The sequence below is a fragment of the Leuconostoc sp. JNUCC 76 genome (assembly GCF_053667755.1).
The window spans coordinates 2,073,282-2,090,612 of record NZ_CM132206.1 but is presented as its reverse complement, the minus strand read 5'-3'; the positions used below and the strand labels follow the sequence as shown (position 1 = coordinate 2,090,612).

General features: G+C 37.9%; 16 protein-coding genes. All 16 read left to right on the top strand.

Annotated elements, in window-relative coordinates; translation table 11 throughout:
* The first annotated feature begins 43 nt into the window (after positions 1–43).
* Entirely contained in the window at positions 44–262 is a 219-nt protein-coding gene (locus tag JNUCC76_RS10540; protein WP_454154672.1) for a hypothetical protein, read from the top strand.
* A 189-nt stretch (positions 263–451) separates the two neighbouring features.
* Complete coding sequence (locus JNUCC76_RS10535; protein ID WP_454154670.1) at positions 452–1,072, top strand: helix-turn-helix transcriptional regulator; 621 nt, start codon at positions 452–454, stop codon at positions 1,070–1,072.
* Between the two features lie 382 nt (positions 1,073–1,454).
* Positions 1,455–1,913: a Tellurite resistance protein gene (locus JNUCC76_RS10530; protein WP_454154669.1), complete on the top strand. Its 459-nt coding sequence runs from the start codon at positions 1,455–1,457 to the stop codon at positions 1,911–1,913.
* 46 nt (positions 1,914–1,959) lie between these two features.
* Positions 1,960–3,768, top strand: coding sequence for a DNA helicase RecQ (recQ, locus tag JNUCC76_RS10525; RefSeq protein ID WP_454154667.1), 1,809 nt, complete (start codon positions 1,960–1,962; stop codon positions 3,766–3,768).
* A 351-nt stretch (positions 3,769–4,119) separates the two neighbouring features.
* Positions 4,120–4,980: an SAM hydrolase/SAM-dependent halogenase family protein gene (locus JNUCC76_RS10520; RefSeq protein WP_454154666.1), complete on the top strand. Its 861-nt coding sequence runs from the start codon at positions 4,120–4,122 to the stop codon at positions 4,978–4,980.
* Between the two features lie 25 nt (positions 4,981–5,005).
* On the top strand, positions 5,006–5,569 hold the full coding sequence (locus tag JNUCC76_RS10515) for an ECF-type riboflavin transporter substrate-binding protein (RefSeq protein WP_454154664.1): 564 nt from the start codon (positions 5,006–5,008) through the stop codon (positions 5,567–5,569).
* Positions 5,570–5,600: 31 nt separating this feature from the next.
* Entirely contained in the window at positions 5,601–7,277 is a 1,677-nt protein-coding gene (locus JNUCC76_RS10510; protein WP_454154663.1) for an ABC transporter ATP-binding protein, read from the top strand.
* Between the two features lies 1 nt (position 7,278).
* Complete coding sequence (locus JNUCC76_RS10505; protein WP_454154661.1) at positions 7,279–8,106, top strand: energy-coupling factor transporter transmembrane component T family protein; 828 nt, start codon at positions 7,279–7,281, stop codon at positions 8,104–8,106.
* Positions 8,103–9,533 carry a dipeptidase PepV gene (gene pepV / locus JNUCC76_RS10500; RefSeq protein ID WP_454156569.1) on the top strand — a complete coding sequence of 477 codons (1,431 nt, stop codon included), beginning with the start codon at positions 8,103–8,105 and terminating at the stop codon, positions 9,531–9,533. Before JNUCC76_RS10505 ends, pepV begins: the two co-directional genes overlap by 4 nt.
* Positions 9,534–9,790: 257 nt before the next feature.
* A complete protein-coding gene (gene rpsF / locus JNUCC76_RS10495; RefSeq protein ID WP_011680503.1) occupies positions 9,791–10,087 on the top strand; it encodes a 30S ribosomal protein S6 in 297 nt (98 codons plus the stop codon).
* A gap of 33 nt (positions 10,088–10,120) precedes the next feature.
* Positions 10,121–10,687 (top strand): single-stranded DNA-binding protein, encoded by a 567-nt coding sequence (gene ssb / locus JNUCC76_RS10490; protein ID WP_349515643.1) that lies wholly within the window; start codon positions 10,121–10,123, stop codon positions 10,685–10,687.
* Between the two features lie 32 nt (positions 10,688–10,719).
* Positions 10,720–11,004, top strand: a complete 285-nt coding sequence (rpsR, locus tag JNUCC76_RS10485) for a 30S ribosomal protein S18 (protein WP_004911134.1) — start codon at positions 10,720–10,722, stop codon at positions 11,002–11,004.
* Between the two features lie 171 nt (positions 11,005–11,175).
* Positions 11,176–13,203, top strand: a complete 2,028-nt coding sequence (locus JNUCC76_RS10480; RefSeq protein WP_454154658.1) for a DHH family phosphoesterase — start codon at positions 11,176–11,178, stop codon at positions 13,201–13,203.
* Between the two features lie 19 nt (positions 13,204–13,222).
* Positions 13,223–13,675, top strand: a complete 453-nt coding sequence (rplI, locus tag JNUCC76_RS10475; protein ID WP_042251058.1) for a 50S ribosomal protein L9 — start codon at positions 13,223–13,225, stop codon at positions 13,673–13,675.
* Position 13,676: 1 nt separating this feature from the next.
* Complete coding sequence (gene dnaB, locus JNUCC76_RS10470) at positions 13,677–15,140, top strand: replicative DNA helicase (RefSeq protein ID WP_454154656.1); 1,464 nt, start codon at positions 13,677–13,679, stop codon at positions 15,138–15,140.
* Between the two features lie 436 nt (positions 15,141–15,576).
* Entirely contained in the window at positions 15,577–17,328 is a 1,752-nt protein-coding gene (locus tag JNUCC76_RS10465) for a bifunctional metallophosphatase/5'-nucleotidase (RefSeq protein ID WP_454154654.1), read from the top strand.
* Positions 17,329–17,331: the final 3 nt, after the last annotated feature.

Sequence of the window (17,331 nt, the reverse complement as noted above, 5' to 3'; positions counted from 1 at the left end):
TGTTGTTTTAGTCTTTTATACTGTGTACTCGAGGGGATTTTTTATGAATAAACAAGAAAATAAGAGTTATATAAAAGGATTTCAAGAGGCAATTGTTGAGAGCTATATCTATGATAATAAAAAAAGACATTTTCTTCGTCGTTATTTTTATGGATTAGGTAAGAAAGTTCAAGATTTTTTTCGAACTTATAATAAAAACAATCCAGATTATGTTGCTGGTTATCATGATGGTTCAAAAAGTGAATGGGGAAAGAATCGGTAGATTATCATAATCAGCATTATAAAAAGCAAATACCAAGTAAATCATATTAGGTATTTGCTTTTTTGTATAATCTACGTAAAGTCATCAAAATCAATATATCTCGAATGACGAGATACTAATTTAGTTAAAGTGCTTGCTCAACATCCATTACTTCATTCATACTAATAAAAATAAGTTCAGAGGTATGTCATGTTATTTTCAAGTGTTCTAAAACAATTGCGGTTGTCTCATAATTTGTCACAAACACAGCTAGCTAAAAAATTAAATGTTTCACCTAAAACCATTTCAAATTGGGAAAATGAAAGAAATTTACCAGATATTGAATTAGTTATCAAAATAGCTAAAATATTAGATGTAACAATAGATGAGCTAATTATCGGAAATAATCAGTTAGAAGCTAAACTTATCAAAGACAGTCATAGTAGTTTTCGTGATACTGTAATGGCTATAGTAGTGACGCTATATTCCTCATTGACTGGTATGTTAGCATTAGTTTGGATTTTAAATATACAATCATTTCCTCGTCATATTGTTTTTTTGATATGGTTGTTCCTTGGCTTTATTTTTTGTTGTATGATAAAGCCTAGTAAGAATCAAAAAGAAAATCCTTTTGATTCTATAACACCAATAATTAGATATATCTTGGTAATACTATTTATGGTTTTAGGTCTAGTAATAACAATAGTATCTTTTTGGTTGATAGTCAATTATCCGAAAAATATTACTTGTTACGTAACGATGCTAGTTGGTCTCGTAATAATTATTATGACTAAGCCCATTTGGCCAAAAAATGTTAAACATTCTAAATAAATTTAACCAGACTTTATTTCTATACTTAATATTCAAACTATGTTTAAGTATTAAGAATGTACACGCTTAGATATGGGCTTAACGTAAGAAAATGTCGCAAATGAACTTTTTGTTACTAGATAAACGCGTTTTAGTGGACAAACAAAGGGTATCGAAAATAACATAAAACGTTCATAAGTGTTTGCGCTTTTTACATAAGAATTCTGACCTTGTTTGGCCTCTCACTGTCTCTATTTGTCACTAGTAGTCAACGATACCAAACTGCTACAATAAAAAGACCCTACGCAATTAAAAGTGGTCTTTTTATTTTGTTCCGGAACCATTTGAAAACCCCGATCAATGATATAATAATTATGATAATAAATTTGTTTTGGGGGAATATATGTTAATTCGGGATATGGTACGAGCTAAGCCAATTAGTTGGTTATTATTCATATTTGGTTCGGATATTATGATGACGTATGGTTTGTTGTTATATCATGGATCAACACGTTTTAATCCCATGCGAGATTATATAACAATATTGAAGTTCGTTTCTATGGATTTGGTTAGTTTTGTATTTATCATGCTTTTTTTCGATTGGCTACATGTTAAGTTTTTTCAAAACGGATCGGAAAACTTGTTGGATAAAGTATTGCGAATTGGTGGTAACACGATGGCTGCGTACTTTGGCTGGTTTGCAATCGGTTTTGTTCTATTACAATTATTTAGCAATTTTCAAGCAAATCAATTTTGGTTGTTAACGTTTGTGTCAGGCATCTTGGCCATTATGAACTGGTTGCTAAGACGCATAACGCCAGTAAAGTTTCAACTAAATCCAATGGGAGCAGATGACAACTAATGGTCGTCTGCTTTTTAGTTAGAGGGCACATGCTATAATAGAAAATATGCAAACTGTGAATCCACAAACAATTTTAAAAGAAAAATTTGGGTACGATAACTTTCGAGCTGGTCAGCTAGATGTCATCAATAAAGTACTCGCACATAAACATGCTTTAGCGATTATGCCAACTGGTGGTGGAAAATCAATCACCTATCAGCTGCCAGCAATGATGTTTGAAGGCATTACTTTGGTTATTTCTCCATTAATTTCGTTAATGAAAGACCAGGTTGATGGGCTAAACACAATGGGTATTCCTGCAACGTTCTTGAATTCAACAGTTGACGGGCAAGAACAAGCACAACGCATGTCGGACCTAAGACATGGCCTTTACAAAATGTTATATGTTGCGCCAGAACGATTAGAGGTACCTAGTTTTTTTAGTTTTGTTCAAAGTCTCAATATTGAGTTAATTGCTGTTGACGAAGCCCACGTTTTATCACAATGGGGACATGATTTTCGTCCGAGTTATCTGAATATTCTACCCTTGTTGGAACAAATTTCTGGACACCCAGCAGTTCTTGGCTTGACCGCCACCGCAACAGAACGTGTTCGTGAAAACCTACAACAATTGTTAAAAGTAGACACTGATGATACGGTCTTGACCGGATTTGCGCGAGATAATCTGGCTTTGAATATTGTACATAATCAGGACAAACGAAAGTATGTGGTTGAATATTTACAAAAAAATCGCGAACAAACTGGTATTATTTACGCAGCAACGCGTAAGCAAGTTGATGAACTGACTACTTATTTGAATAAAATAGGCATTAATGCAGGTCGTTATCATGCTGGATTATCTGAAAAAGAACGTCAAAGACAGCAAGAAGCATTTCTATATGATGAAAATCCGGTTATTGTAGCTACAAACGCTTTTGGGATGGGGATTAATAAACCAAATGTGCGCTATGTAATCCATTACTCTGTTCCTGGAAATATCGAGGCATATTATCAGGAAATTGGGCGTGCGGGTCGTGATGGGTTACCCGCCGAAGCTATATTATTATATGCACCACAGGATATGCATCTGCAAGAATTCTTTGTGCAAAAATCAGAAGGTTCAGAAGAACACAAGCAAAATGAATATGACAAAATTCGAGAAATGAATGCTTTTGCTAATACGCAAACTTGCTTAGCACGCTATTTATTGCAATATTTCGGTGAAACTGTGACAGAGGATTGTGGTCATTGTTCGAATTGTTTGGATACGCGCGAATGGGTTGATGTTACGGTAGATGCGCAAAAAGTATTGGCTAATGTGATGCGTATGAATCAACGCTTTGGTAAAACGATGGTCGCTAAGGTTTTAAAAGGATCAAATGATGCTAGTGTGCGTAAGTATGAGTTCTTACATGATTTACCAACGTTTGGTTTGATGAAAGAGCGAACGCTAAAAGAGCTGACGCGCTTTATTGACTACTTAACAGCTGAAGGATATTTACGTTTCGAGGGCGCTGAGTTTCCCGTGTTAAAAGTAACATCATTAGGTGCCGAAGTATTAAAAGGTGAAATTAAGATTAAAAAACGTCTTGAGAAGGTACGTATTGTTAGTCAGAAAGTGACTACTGATGATTTGAAACTTTCCGACGAAGATAATCGTTTGTTTGCAAAGTTAAAGGAAAAACGTTTAGAACTAGCTCGGGCCGCTGGCTTGCCACCTTTCTTAATATTCTCAGACAAAACTTTGATGAGCATGGCACAGGTGCGTCCGCAAACTGATACAGAGTTCTTAGCAATTTCCGGTGTGGGCGAAAAGAAGTTTGAAATTTATCATAATGATTTTGCAAAGGTTATTAATGACTTTATTGTAGTTTAATCATAAACATATTGACAAATATTCATAATTGTCTTAAGGTATCATTAGGATATTAAAATCGTTGAAGCGAAGAGTAGATAACGAGCGGAAATTCAAGCGAGTCAGGATAGTGGAAGCTGGCATGAAGCAGTTTATTGAAGATGAACGTGGATGATATCGTGTGATTTGAGTTGTTAAGTTTCACGGTCGGTTAGCGCCGTTACAGTATGAGAGCATGTATTATGCTAAATCTGGGTGGTACCACGTTTTTTACGTCCCTGTTAATCTTTGTGATTAACAGGGATTTTTGTATTTTTTACGATTTTTATAACCTACTAGAAAGCCATTAATAAGATGACCGAGGAATTGGAAATGACAAACAATCATTTAGTGTTACAAACAGATTTTGGATTACAAGATGGTGCGGTGAGCTCCATGAGAGGTGTTGCCTACAATGTTGCCGATAACATTGTTGTTAGTGATTTAACACATGGCATCACGCCATTTAATATCTTTGAAGGATCGTTTCGCTTGTTTCAAACTTTTGACTACTGGCAGCCAGGTACAGTTTTTGTATCAGTTGTTGACCCTGGGGTTGGCTCAAAACGTTTGTCGGTAATTGCCAAGACGACAGCTGGGCACTATATTGTGACACCAGATAATGGCACTCTATCACATCTACTATCTAATGATTTAATCGAAAGTGTACGTGTGATTGATGAAACAACACAACGCCTCCCTGGTTCAGAAAAATCATCAACATTTCATGGCCGTGATATTTATGCTTATAATGGAGCTAAATTAGCTAGTGGACAAGTAGTATTTGAAGACTACACAGAAGAATTATCAGTTAGCGATTTGGTACGTTTACCAATTACACCTGGTGTTTATCAAGAAACGCTTTATGGTCAACCACAATTAGTGGGGAATATTGATATCACTGACGTCAATTTTGGTTCGTTGTGGTCAAATATTCCCCTACGCGAATTTGAAAAGATGAATTTGCAATATGGTGATACATTACGTGTTCAAATTAAATGTGATGGTAGTTTGTTATTTGATGAGGTGCTACCATATGTGCACACATTTACCGACGTTAATCCTGGGGAACCGTTAATTTATATTGATTCAGTGTATACAGTTGCGTTTGGTTTGCATACTGGTAGTTTCGAACAAACATACCATGTGGGTGCTGGCCAAGGATGGGCTGTTTCATTAACCAAAGAAATATGATAGTCTCAAAGAAAAGGAGAGGAAAATGAAAGAAAATAATAAAAAAACAGGATTATCGGTGCGTTCTGTCGTTGCAACTGGTATCGGCGCTGCTGTGTTTTTCATTTTAATGAAGTACATCGCTATTCCAACTGGTGTGCCAAATACTAATGTCAACGTCGCTGAAGGCTGGTTAGCATTGATTTCTGGTTTATTTGGTCCAGTTGTTGGCTTTTTAGTTGGTGTTATTGGACATACAATTACTGACGCGACTTATGGTGCCCCTTGGTGGTCATGGGTCTTAGCTGACGGTGTATTTGGACTATTACTTGGTTTGAGTAAAAGATTCTTGGACCTTGAGGGTGGGGATCTTTCTACAAAAAAGTTAGTTCAGTTTAATGTTTGGCAAATAATTGCTAACGTTATTGCGTGGTTGATTGTTGCGCCAATCGGCGATATATTAATATACAAACAGCCTGCTAGCAAGGTGTTCTTACAGGGCGCAGCGGCAACAATTGTTAACATTTTGTCTGTCGCCATTATTGGCTCTATTTTACTAGTGGCTTATGTCAAGTCACGTCCTAAGAAGAGCTCATTGCGCAGTGAATAAGTAGCCATGGGCTACGTACATAGGGGAAAACATGGTAGAACCATTTATTGATTTTCAACATGTGACATTTAAATATCACGCGCAATCTGAACCAACGTTACATGATGTGAGTTTTCAAATTTATCCTGGTGAGAAAGTTTTAATAGCCGGTGCATCTGGTTCGGGTAAAACAACATTACTGCGTTTACTGAATGGTTTAATTCCGCAAGCCTATCAAGGGGATATTACTGGTGAACTGACAATTAATGGTAAGAAGATTCTAGATCAGTCGCTGTTTGACCTATCTTTGCAAGCCGGTACTGTTCTTCAGGATTCTGATGCGCAATTTGTTGGCATGACGGTCGCCGAAGATATAGCTTTTTCTCTTGAAAATGATAATCAGCCGATAAAGATCGTCAGGGAAAAAGTCGCTAAATGGGCCAATCGATTTGGGTTAGGAAAGCGTTTGACATTGGCACCGCAATCACTGTCCGGTGGCCAAAAACAACGTACTGCTATGGCAGGTGTTTTGGTTGATGAAGGGGACCTATTGTTATTTGACGAACCATTGGCTAGTCTTGATCCGGCTGCTGGTGCGGCTGCAATGGCATTGATTGATGAACTTCAACAAGAACGTAATATGACAGTGGTTGTGATTGAACATCGGATAGAAGATGTGTTACGTGCTCATGTTGATCGTGTAATTGTCATGGCACATGGTAGAATTGTCGCTAATGACACGCCAACTGCCATTATCCAAACTGGCGTGTTGTCTGCAAACGGCTTAGACGAACCATTATACATACAACTATTACGCCGAGCAGGCGTTCCAGTGAATAAAATACCTCACGTGGCAGATGTTGAAAAAGTGGACGTTTCAAAATTTAGAGACCAAATTGAAACTTTGGCAAAACCAGTGCAGAAAGTCACTCATGATGAAAAACAGTTGTTGGTCCAAAATTTGACCTTTGCGTACGACCAGCAAGAACCGTTGTTTGAAAATTTGTCGACATCAGTTCATGAAGGTGAAATTCTTGGTATTGTGGGCAAAAATGGATCAGGTAAAACAACTTTGTCCCACCTATTAACTGGCTTTTTGACACCTAGCGAGGGAGATATTCAATTAGATGGACGTTCGCTGCTAAGCGATTCTATTAAAGAACGGGCCGACCACATAGGCTATGTTTTGCAGAATCCTAATCATATGATTACGAAGGCAACTGTATTTGACGAAGTTGCCAGTGGGCTACGATTACGTAACGTTGATGAAGAACAAGTGACGGAACGTGTCCGTGAGATGTTACAACTTGTCGATCTTGATGGTATGCGTAATTGGCCCATTTCTGCATTAAGCTTTGGGCAAAAGAAACGACTTACGATTGCGGCTGTTTTGGTTTTGAAACCAGAAATTCTAATATTAGATGAACCAACAGCTGGGCAAGATGCAACACACACGTCTCAGTTACTTAGTTTCTTACAGAATATTAACATTACGAACCATACGACCATTATAATCATTACTCATGATATGCATTTATTAGCAAACTTTGTTCAACGGGCTCTGGTTGTTGTTGATGGGCAAATATTGGCGGATACAACACCAGCGGAGTTACTAGCAAATGAAGCATTAGTTGACGCTGCTAGTTTACGAACTACCAGTATTTATCGTTTAGCCCAGCGTCTGAGCATTGTGCATCCAGAAGAATTAAATGCAGCTATAAGGAAATAAGATGGATAACTCACTTTTCGGATATAAAGCAAGAAACACTTGGATTAATCATGCTACAGGTACCGCCAAATTAGTTGGTTTTTTAGCATTGACAACGATTGGCATGATTTCTTATGATACGCGTTTTTTAATTGCTTTAACAATATTGTCGTTTGTTTTAATTAAAATGGCTCATATCAAATATCAGGAATACGCACTACTTTTAAAGTTGGTATTATTCATTGGTTTGATTAACCTTGTGATGATTACCGTTTTGGCTCCTCAATATGGTGAACAATTATATGGTACGAAACATGTGATGTTTGGTAGTGGTTGGTTTACAATTACGCAAGAACAGCTGTTTTACGAATTTAATCTTCTATTAAAGTATTTATTCTCATTCCCACTGTCAATTGTATTGCTTTTTACCACCAATCCTAGTGAGTTTGCTGCTGGGTTAAATAAAATTGGCGTGCCTTACAAAGTAGCGTATGCCGTTGCAATTACCTTGCGCTATATTCCTGACGTGCAGAGTGATTATCGAACGATTAGTTTGGCTCAACAGGCACGTGGGTATGAAATATCAAAAAAATCTAGTTTAATCCAACGGATGAAGGGGACTGTACAAATTATTCTACCATTAGTATTTTCAAGTTTAGGTCGGATTGATACGATTAGCCAAGCTATGGAATTGCGCCGCTTTGGACACTATAATAAACGTTCATGGTATCAAGAACAACGTTCTTCCATGCGTGATGTGGCTATGATTCTCTGGTCGGCATTGATTGTCGTAATTGGCGTCTTGCTATTTATAACTAATGGAGGTCGGATGTGGAATCCTTTCAAATGACAGCTGAACAGTGGCAACAAAAGTCGCAATTGTACAAATCAGAACTATTGACTGACTTATTACAGTTTTTATCAATACCATCTGTGTTAGATAAAACAACAGCTAATGTTCAACAACCTTTTGGAGTAGGTATTGAAACAGCACTACAATTTCTAGTTGATATGGGTAGACGTGACGGGTTTAAAGTTGAGCGTGTCGCGGATAATATGGTTGTTGTTATTGACTATGGACCAGAGGATGCAACGGAAACCTTTGGGGTCTTGTCACATGTTGATGTTGTTCCTGGTGGGGATGCATGGACGATAACGTTGCCATTTAGCCCTAAAATCATTGGCGATCGCCTGTATGGACGTGGTTCACACGATATGAAAGCTGATTTAATAGCCAGTTATTACGCCTTGAAACAATTAAAAGATGCTGGTTTTCAACCACGAAAAAAAATACGTTTGATTTTTGGTAGTGATGAAGAATCTGATTGGCGTGATATGCGAGCCTACTTGGATCAAGTAGGTGAACCGACACTTGGTTTTTCACCTGACGGAGCCTTCCCAGTTGTTCCTGGTGAAAAAGGCGTTCTAACCTTATCAATTCAGTTTCAAGGCACAATATTGGGTGCGTGGAAGCTACATCGATTTCAGTCTGGGGAACGAGATAATGTTGTGCCAGGGACTGCAGTTGCTGATGTTGAGCTGCCTGATGGTGTGGATATCAATGGGTTTTTAGCTGCGTATGAGCGGTATCTCAAAGATACACTAATGATTTCGGGTATAGGTCAATATGATGATGGTCATATTATATTAACACTGTATGGGAAATCTGTTCATGGTGCTTACCCAGAAGATGGTTTGAATGCGGCAACGTATTTGGCTAATTTTTTATTAAACTATAATTTTGATGATCAAGCGCATGGATTCTTAGAGTTTCTTGGTTTGACAAATCACAAAAACGTTTTCGGTGAAAAGCTCGGATTGATTTATCATGATGATATTATGGGTGATTTAACAGTAAATGTGGGTAAGATTTTATTCCAAGCAAATGCTGATAGTGAGATTCGGATCAATTTCCGTTATCCAATGGGCATAACGGAAACCGCTATTTTGACGCAAGTTCAGCGACATATGGGGAGCTTAAACGCCAAAATATTTAAGCAGGAAGCTTTCGGTACACATCCGCACATGGTAGACCTCGGTGATCCAATTGTAACAGTACTTGCGGATATTTATGCTCAGCACACGCATACGCAAAAGACGTATAAAATTTCTAATGGTGGCTCGTATGCACGCTTATTGAAGCGTGGTGTAGCTTTTGGTGGGCAATTTCCTGATGTACCAGTCATGAGCCATCAGCCAAACGAATATGTACTGGTAGATAACATCCCTAAGACACAAGCTATTTTCGCGCAAGTAATGTATGAAATGACTCGATAACGAAGATAAATGAGTTCGCAAACTTAACAATGCGGGCTTTTTTTGCATAAGCAGATAGGTAGTTAATGTAATTCGACAGCATATCTATATAAGTAATACAGACAAAAAAATCGTATTATAAGTTACCAGTGGAAATAATTCTGATAAACACTTGAAAAGTAAGGCTATATTGTAGTACAATTAATAGTTGTGAATGCACAATTTGTGCGATCACTCCTTGCAGCCAAGGCTGCCAGAGACCAAAAGGAGGAAATAAAATGGCTACATCATACGAAATGACTTATATTGTTCGCCCTGATTTGGATGCGGATGCTAAGAAGACTCTTGTTGAGCGCTTTGACGCAATCTTAACAGATAATGGTGCAACAATTCAAAAGTCAGCCGACTGGGCTACTCGTCGCTTTGCATACGAAATTGCTGGTTACCGTGAAGGTACTTACCACATTATCAATTTTACTGCAGAAGACGATAAGGCTATCAATGAATTTGATCGTTTGGCAAAGATTTCTCAAGATATCTTACGTCACATGATTGTTAAGCGCGACGCAGAATAAATTTGAATTTTCACTGGGAAAGGAGCGTTAATTATGATTAATCGAGTAGTATTAATTGGGCGATTGACCCGTGATGTTGAATTACGTTACACACAATCAGGTGTAGCAGTCGGTACGTTTAGCTTGGCGGTTAACCGTCAGTTCACCAACGCAAGTGGTGAACGTGAAGCTGACTTTATTAACGCCGTTATTTGGCGAAAAGCAGCTGAAAACTTTGCAAACTTCACTGGAAAAGGTGCACTTGTGGCCGTTGAAGGTCGTTTGCAAACAAGAAATTATGAAAATAATGCTGGCCAACGCGTTTACGTGACGGAAGTTGTTGTTGATAATTTCTCATTACTCGAATCTCGCGCTGAAAGTGAAAAGCGTCGTTCTCAGAACGGATCATCGGCATCTAATAATGGTGCTGACAACTTCAGCGGATCAAACGATCATTCGTTTGGCGGTAATGACAACTCATTTAACGGTGTTGATCCTTTTGCAAGTGCGAGTTCAAACTCAAATACGCAATCATCAGCTTCGTCAAATAGTGCCCCTAATCCATTTGCGGCTAGTGGCAATAAAGAAATTGATATATCAGATGATGATTTACCATTTTAAAATAAATTAAACACTACGAAAGGAGCTTTATTATGTCAGAACAAAACTCACGTCCACAAAATTCAGAACGTCCACAACGTTCACGTCGCCCACAAGGCGGTCCACGTCGTCGTCGTAAGGTTGATTTTATCGCTGCTAACCACATCGAATACATTGACTATAAGAACACTGAATTATTAGAACGTTTCATCTCAGAACGTGGTAAGATTTTGCCACGTCGTGTGACTGGTACTTCTGCAAAAAACCAACGCAAGGTAACTACTGCTATCAAGCGTGCACGTATCATGGCTTTGTTGCCATTCGTTACGGAAGATTAATTTCTAAAAGCCTGAGGCGGTTTGCCTCAGGCTTTTTTGTATATTTCGTATGAATTTGGGATGTAGCTGTATCTAATGCACCACATGTTATGGCTTGTCTAAAGTATTCTCATATTAATCATGACACCCTGTGGTAAAATAGAAGATATGATAATCAGAAGGAAGTAGCACGTGAAACGATTTTTAAGTTTTAAAAATTTACCGATATTCTTTCAAAACACTAAACTAAGCACTGTAGCATTTTTGTTACTTGTATCAAGTGTAATGAGTGTTATTTTTGCTATGCTTTTTAATATAACATTTGGACTCATTTGGTTAGCAATAGTTATTATTGGATTAGTATTTAGTGCACAAGCTTTCAAAGAGGTTAGTGAAGATGCACAAGAGTACTTGTCTGGATTAGGGTATCGCATTGCACGTAGTGAACAAGAAGCTTTAATTCGAATGCCGATTGGCATTATTCTGCTTAATCAAGATAAAAAAATTGATTGGATTAATCCATATATGCAAGCATATCTAGACAAAAGAGATGTGCTTGGATTAGAATTGTCGGAGTTGGATAATAAATTGGCTCTAGAGATTGATAATTATGCCGATGCTTCCGAGACAAATACAATCACCTGGCAGGGTAGGCAGTTTTCATTATTTGTTCAACAAAACTTACGGGTCATTTATTTGATGGATATCAGTGAGTATGCCGCGATTACTAAAAAGTATGAAGATCATCAGTTGTTCAGTGGGTTGATATCGGTTGATAACTACGAGGAAGTCACTGATGGTATGAGCGAGTCCGAAACGTCTACTTTACGGACATACGTGACCCGCGCACTGTCTGATTGGGCGCTCGAACATCACATTTATATCCGTCGTTTGAATACACTTCATTATGTCATGTTTGGTTATCAGTCAGCTCTTAAAGAAGCTGAGGAAGATAAGTTCAGTGTTTTAAAGGACATTCGAGAAGCAACGGCACAACAGAACTCACCTGTGACATTGTCGGTCGGAATAGCATATGATGACACAGATATTAATAAGCTTGCTAAAATGGCCCAGACGAACTTAGATTTGGCCTTGGGTCGTGGTGGTGATCAGGTGGTTGTGAAATCTGAACAGGCAGCGGCACGTTTTTATGGTGGTGCAAGCAATCCGATGGAAAAACGTACCCGTGTCCGTGCTCGTATGGTATCACAAACTATTGCTGAACTAATGGAGCAGGCTGATAATATTATGATTGTCGGACATGCGATGCCGGATCTAGATGCTGTTGGCTCTGGATTAGGTGTCTGGCGTATGGCCCAAACAAAAAATAAACCGGCTTTTCTTGTGTTGGACGAAAAACATGTGTACAGCGATATCCAGCTACTATTAGCTGAACTTCGCAAAAAGCCAGCAGAATTTGTGGCACCAGGATCAAATATTGATGATTCTATCGTAGATGAAGCGCGAGCATTGAAACTAGTACGTGATAATACGTTATTAGTATTAGTTGATCATGCCAAAGCAAGTATTTCTGGCGCACCGCAGCTACTCGAGAGGTTAGCCAACCGTGTAGTGGTAATTGATCATCATCGTTTGGCAGAACAAGGTTTGGATGAAAAACCACTCATGTCTTATATTGAACCTTATGCATCTTCAACATCTGAATTAGTTGTTGAGTTGCTTCAATATCAAGATCAATCGCATGCACCAATTACTAAATTAGAATCGACTGCCATGTTAGGTGGCATACAAATTGATACTAAAAACTTTACTTTGCGTACAGGTTCACGTACATTTGATGCTGCAAGTTATTTACGTGCTAACGGAGCCGATAGTAACTTAATTCAATCATTTATGAAAGAGAAATTCTCGGATTTCAAATCAAGAAGCCATTTGGTTAACTTAGCAGAAATCCACGAAGGTAATGCTATCGCTGTGGGTGAAAATCAAGATATTTATTCTGGTTTGCTTACCGCACAAGCTGCAGATGAATTGCTGCAAATTAGTGGTGTTTATGCGTCATTTGTAATTACCAAACGACAAGATGGACGAGTTGGTATTTCAGCTCGATCAACTGGTGAGCGTAATGTGCAACGAACCATGGAAGCGCTTGGCGGAGGTGGTCATTTATCAAATGCTGCCACTCAGATTTCTGATGTAACAACCAAAGAAGCCAAACAACAATTATTAGATGTAATTGAAGAACAAGCAGAAGATTAATGACATAGGGGATTAAAAAATGAAAGTAGTATTTTTAGAAGACGTTAAAGGCCGCGGGAAAAAAGGAGAAATTAAGGAAGTACCTGATGGGTATGCCAATAATTTTCTAATTAAAAATAAAAAAGCAGAGCCAGCCACAGGCAAAAACTTGGGCGCTGTTAAGGGACGTCAAAAGGCTGAAGAAAAAGCGGCAGCCGAAGAGCTAGCTGAAGCGAAAAAATTAGCAGATTTTTTCGCTAACGAGAAGACAGTTGTTGAGCTAACTGGCAAATCAGGAACAGATGGACGTCTATTCGGTGCTGTTTCAACAAAACAAATTGCGGCTGCCTTAGAAAAACAATATCAAATCAAAATTGATAAGCGAAAGATGGAACTCAATCAACCAATACATGCACTTGGTTACACAGATGTACCAGTTAAATTACACCGAGAAGTGACAGCGCAATTGCGTGTCCATGTAAGCGAGGGTTAATATGGATAATCCGGTATCAAATGAATATCGGCAAGTGCCGCAAGATGGTGATGCTGAACGCGCAGTTCTCGGATCCATCTTTTTTGCTATTAAGTCAGAAAATGCGATGGTTGAAGCCAGTGCAATCTTGGTACCTGAGGATTTTAATAAGTTAGCGAACCAAACTATTTTTAAAGCCATGCAGGCATTAGTGGATGAAAACCGTCCAATTGATATGCTGACAGTGCAAGATAAACTGAATAGTATGCATCAACTTGAAAATGTTGGTGGCATGGCTTATCTGGCAGAAATATCAGAGTCAACAGCTTCATCGGCTAACTTGAAGCACTATGCCAATATCGTTCGAGAAAAATCAGTTTTACGAAAAATGATTGATACGTTAACGAGAACAATGTCATTGGCCTACGATGCTGCAGAGCCAAGTGAAGATTTATTAGCGCAATTATCACGTAGTATTGATACTATTGCTGAAAATCGTGGCGATGAAAACTTTAGGAAAATCAAAGATGTACTGCAGGAGTATCAAGCCAATCTAGACGAAGCGGTTAAAAATGATAGCGATGTTGTTGGTTTATCAACAGGATATCCTGAAATGGACAAAATTACACACGGCTTTCGAAATGATCAGATGATTGTTTTTGGTGCTCGACCAGCCGTTGGTAAAACGGCCTTCGTGTTGAACATTGCCCGTAATGTAGCCAAAAATGAAAAAGTGCCTGTTGTTATTTTTGAAATGGAAATGAGTGCGACAGATATTGTTGGCCGATTGCTTGCGGGTGAGGGATCAATTGATTCTAATCATTTAACAACTGGGCAGATGACTCAAGAAGATTGGCAAGCGTTAACGCTTGCTATGCAATCATTGGCACAAATGAAAATTTACATGGATGATACTGCTGGGATTAAAATTAACCAGATCAGTGCCAAGCTACATCAACTAGAACGTGATTTGTTAAGTGACATGACTCAAGAAGAGCGCATTCAAAATCCGCATCCAATCGGTATGGTCGTAATTGATTATTTAGGGCTAATCGAGTCCAATAACTCCGAAAGCCGACAACAAGCTGTTTCTGAAGTTTCCCGAGCGATTAAAAAAATGGCAAAAGAGTTGAATACCCCAATTATTGCACTAGCACAATTGAGTCGAGGTGTGGAGCAGCGTACTGACAAGCGCCCAGTTTTGTCAGACTTACGTGATTCGGGTTCGATTGAACAAGATGCTGATGTTGTCGCATTTTTGTATCGAGATGATTATTCACGTGGCGATTCTGAAGATGGTGACGGGGATCCGCGTGAAGAACAAGAAGCGGTGCCGATTGAAATTATATTTGAAAAAAACCGAGCTGGCGCTCGTGGTACAGCTACCTTGATGTTTAATAAACCGACATTCAAGTTTAATGCTATGGCACCGCTATATCGGGATGATATGAATGCTGGCGCTCCGGATATCAGCCCAGGTTGGTGATGAAAGATTAAATTAGTAATAATTATACGAAAAAGCTTCATAGTATTTATGAAGCTTTTTTATTGTAATCCGAACAATTTATTCAAAAATTTAAAAATATTTATTAAAAGTATAACGTTTATCAATTTTTTGGACAGAATAGTAATTGTTTAAATAAACAATTTGTTAAAAAATAGTGAGTGTAAATTTATTTTAGACAGTATTTTCTTTGATGTTTATTTTGCTTAAAGTGCCTAATTCTCAGAGAAACAAGTAAATGCTATTATGTTATGAATTACGAACTATTTATTGGTTTTAATAATAATCGTTTCTTTTTAACCGAATTATAATTGGGCGTATATTATGTGAAATGATATACTAAAACCACTTATAGGGGAGAAGATGATATGAGATTAAAATTATTATTCGGTTTAATACCGTTCGTTTTTGTGGGTTAATGTTAACAAGTGGTCCAGTAATTTACGCAGATGTTCAAGTTACGAATAATACTGACAGTTACAGCAAGCCTAGTCTTGAACCAGATTACCAAAAGAGAGATCAGAGTAATAGTCAAGACATTGCTGTTCAGTTTTTAGGAATTAATGATTTGCATGGTGGATTGGAGACTACGGGCACTGTGGAAATTGGGACAAAAACATACGAAGATGCGGGAACTGTTGGTCGCTTGGCATCGTACTTAAATCAAGCAGAATCACAATTTAAAAAGGTAACGAAATCTACTAACAGTTTACGTATTGAAGCAGGAGACATGGTGGGTGCCGCACCAGCTAATTCATCATTGTTGGCTCATGAGTCAACAATGCATGTTTTAAAAGCTATGAAATTTGAGATTGGCACGTTAGGTAATCACGAATTTGATCAAGGCTTGCCAGAATTTAATCGTATATTAACTGGCGAAAAACCAAGTAATAGTGCAGATTCTTTAGTTAAAAATTATGCACACCGTTCTTCAGGAATTAAAATGGTAGTTGCCAATGTTGTCAACAAGAAAGATCATAAAATACCCTATGGGTATAAACCTTATGTGATTAAAACAGTAAAGCAAAATAATAGAACAGCCAAAGTTGGTATTATTGGTTTAGAGACTTCCACGCTACCAAGTTTGACTCTTTATAAAAACTATAAAGATTATCAAATACTCGATGAAGCGAACACTATTGCAAAATATGACAAAATTTTACGCAGCAAGGGTGTTAAAGCTGTAGTTGTAGTTGGCCATACTGGTGTTCGAAGTAAAGACAACACAACTAGTGGTCCTACAGTAGACATCTTGCAAAAGGTCAATAAAATAGATCCTAATAATAATGTTGGTTTATATATGGCTACGCATTCTCATCAGTATGCAAATGCACGGGTTGGTCGCACGCATGTGGTACAGGCTGTGTATACAGGAAAAGCATATGATAATAGCTGGAGTTATATCAGTTCTAAGACAGGTAAATTTACAAAAGTGTTGACACATGTTTATCCAGTATTGTCACAAAAAGATGATGCTGAAACTAAAGCTGACAAAAAAGTAACATCAATTGTGAATGAAGCTGATAAACTTGTGAAAAGTAAAGTGAACAATGTTATTGGCTATGCAGGAAAAGCAGAAACCATCACTGGGCGATTGCATAATAGTTCAACTATGGAGAATGAAGCAGGTGAATTAGTCGCTGATGCACAATTGTACGGTGCTCAGAAAGCTAACTTGAAACCGGATTTTGCTTTTACCAACACCGGTGGTGTGCGGTCTGACTTAGTTGTAAAATCCAATAAAACGATTACTTGGGGTGCGGCATTAGCTGTCCAACCATTTGGAAATGTGTTACAAGTAGTTGAAATGACGGGTGAACAAATTCGACAGGCATTGAATGAACAATATGATGAGAATCAGCAATACTACCTACAAATAGCTGGGTTAACCTACACTTATGAAAAAAATAATAATGAGAATCAGCTCTATATTGTTAAAGAGATACATGATAGTAAAGGTCAACTAGTTTCTGATAATCAAACTTATCGTGTCGTAATTAATGACTTTTTGCATGGAGCAGGCGATAATTTTTACGCGTTTAAAGATACTAAGATAATTGGAGCAGTGGGAACAGATACGGATACGTTTATTAAATATATTAAAGCGATGACTAAAACTGATCATAAGGTAATTGCACCAGTATTAGACAGAAAGAAATTTATTGAATGAGTA

Bases quoted from the DNA above. Each gene is read 5' to 3' on its own strand.
- JNUCC76_RS10540 (WP_454154672.1), top strand. From the start codon at position 44: ATGAATAAACAAGAAAATAAGAGTTATATAAAAGGATTTCAAGAGGCA.
- rpsF (WP_011680503.1), top strand. From the start codon at position 9,791: ATGGCTACATCATACGAAATGACTTATATTGTTCGCCCTGATTTGGAT.
- JNUCC76_RS10465 (WP_454154654.1), top strand. From the start codon at position 15,577: ATGTTAACAAGTGGTCCAGTAATTTACGCAGATGTTCAAGTTACGAAT.
- JNUCC76_RS10505 (WP_454154661.1), top strand. From the start codon at position 7,279: ATGGATAACTCACTTTTCGGATATAAAGCAAGAAACACTTGGATTAAT.
- recQ (WP_454154667.1), top strand. From the start codon at position 1,960: ATGCAAACTGTGAATCCACAAACAATTTTAAAAGAAAAATTTGGGTAC.
- dnaB (WP_454154656.1), top strand. From the start codon at position 13,677: ATGGATAATCCGGTATCAAATGAATATCGGCAAGTGCCGCAAGATGGT.
- ssb (WP_349515643.1), top strand. From the start codon at position 10,121: ATGATTAATCGAGTAGTATTAATTGGGCGATTGACCCGTGATGTTGAA.
- JNUCC76_RS10510 (WP_454154663.1), top strand. From the start codon at position 5,601: ATGGTAGAACCATTTATTGATTTTCAACATGTGACATTTAAATATCAC.
- JNUCC76_RS10515 (WP_454154664.1), top strand. From the start codon at position 5,006: ATGAAAGAAAATAATAAAAAAACAGGATTATCGGTGCGTTCTGTCGTT.
- JNUCC76_RS10520 (WP_454154666.1), top strand. From the start codon at position 4,120: ATGACAAACAATCATTTAGTGTTACAAACAGATTTTGGATTACAAGAT.
- pepV (WP_454156569.1), top strand. From the start codon at position 8,103: ATGACAGCTGAACAGTGGCAACAAAAGTCGCAATTGTACAAATCAGAA.
- rplI (WP_042251058.1), top strand. From the start codon at position 13,223: ATGAAAGTAGTATTTTTAGAAGACGTTAAAGGCCGCGGGAAAAAAGGA.
- JNUCC76_RS10530 (WP_454154669.1), top strand. From the start codon at position 1,455: ATGTTAATTCGGGATATGGTACGAGCTAAGCCAATTAGTTGGTTATTA.
- rpsR (WP_004911134.1), top strand. From the start codon at position 10,720: ATGTCAGAACAAAACTCACGTCCACAAAATTCAGAACGTCCACAACGT.
- JNUCC76_RS10535 (WP_454154670.1), top strand. From the start codon at position 452: ATGTTATTTTCAAGTGTTCTAAAACAATTGCGGTTGTCTCATAATTTG.